Origin of the sequence: Streptomyces virginiae (genome assembly GCF_040638905.1) — a bacterium.
Classification (GTDB): Bacteria; Actinomycetota; Actinomycetes; order Streptomycetales; family Streptomycetaceae; genus Streptomyces; species Streptomyces virginiae_B.
In genome coordinates, this window is record NZ_JBEZYV010000054.1 from 22,663 (window position 1) to 24,054 (window position 1,392).

Here is a 1,392-nt window from a genome sequence, read left to right on the forward strand (position 1 = left end):
GTACTGCAGGGTGGTGGCAACGGCAACACCCAGGGCGGCACGCAGGGTGGTGGCAACGGCAACACCCAGGGCGGCACGCAGGGTGGTGGCAACGGCAACACCCAGGGCGGAACCCAGGGCTGATCAGGCCGACCGAAGAAGCGCATCACCTCGCAGAGGCCCCCTCTGCGAGGTGATGCCGTATGCCGTCCCCCCCTAGCCGTTGCCGCCCCGACCACGCCGGGGCGGCAACGGCACACCGGCTCGCCCCGCCCCCCAGCGCCACCAGACCCCGTGCCCCCAGGCCCACCCCCCCGGGGCCGGCACACCAAAGACGAACCGCGCCCCCCAGCCCACCCGCCTTCCGCCCCCACGAGCGCGGAAACCGACGGCTGCAACCGGTCCACCACCCCCACCCGAGCACGCCGACGGAAGCACTGAACGCCCCCTGCGGGGCCGCGCCGCCCCCCACCAGGCACGACACAACCGCCCACCCGCATACGAATCTGTCAAGCCCCGAATCTCCGTCGCTTTCTCCCCGCCCCCGGAAACGGCAATCTGGAGACAGATAAACCGCTCGGCCACAGACGGAACTGAGACACGCAAGTCGAATCCCCGGCTCGCAGAAATTCTCGGAATCCGGGTCGACCCATTTCAAGGAGATTTAAATGTCGAGGAAGAAGCACGTCGCCAACATTGCCGGTCTTTCCTGCGTCACCGCGATACTCGCCGGAACGGCGGGGGTGGCATTCGCCCAGCCTTCCATGGCTTCCGCACTTCCGACCGCAGCCCCTGCGGCGGTGTGCAGCCTGAAGGCCGGAGAGATCCACGGCAACGGCTTCGCCCTCAACCAGACCTACGACGTCAAGCGCAACGGGAAGACCATCGCCCGCGTCGCCGCCGGACCGAAGGGCGACATCCGCGTCGGAATCACCGGCAGCGGCCCGGTCTCCGTAGGCACCGTCCGGTGCGCGCCGACAGCATCCACCGCGGCCTCCACGAAGACCGACGTGGCATCGGCAACGGCACGAGGCGCGGCCGCGGCCCAGCAGGCAGCGCGCGGCGGAGCTTCCAAGACCCAGGCAGCCGCCATCGGCCGGAAGGCGGCCGCATCGGAAGCCAAGCGGCTCGGACTGGCGCCCGCCGTGGTGAACCAGGTGACGAACAACGTGACGAACATCGTCAACAACACGATCATCGGCGGCTCGAACAACACCATCGGCGGCACCCAGGTCGGCAACGGCAACACCCAGGGCGGCACGCAGGGCGCCGGCAACGGCAACACCCAGGGCGGGACCCAGGGTGGCGGTACGGGTAACACCCAGGGCGGGACCCAGGGTGGCGGTACGGGTAACACCCAGGGCGGGACCCAGGGTGGCGGTACGGGTAACACCCAGGGCGGGACCCAGGGCG

At 69.8% G+C, this 1,392-nt stretch carries 1 pseudogene; it reads left to right on the forward strand.

Annotation, left to right across the window (positions count from 1 at the left end):
- Positions 1 to 647: 647 nt before the first annotated feature.
- Positions 648 to 1,392 (forward strand): annotated as a pseudogene (locus tag AB0F82_RS36490) (hypothetical protein); the annotation flags it as partial.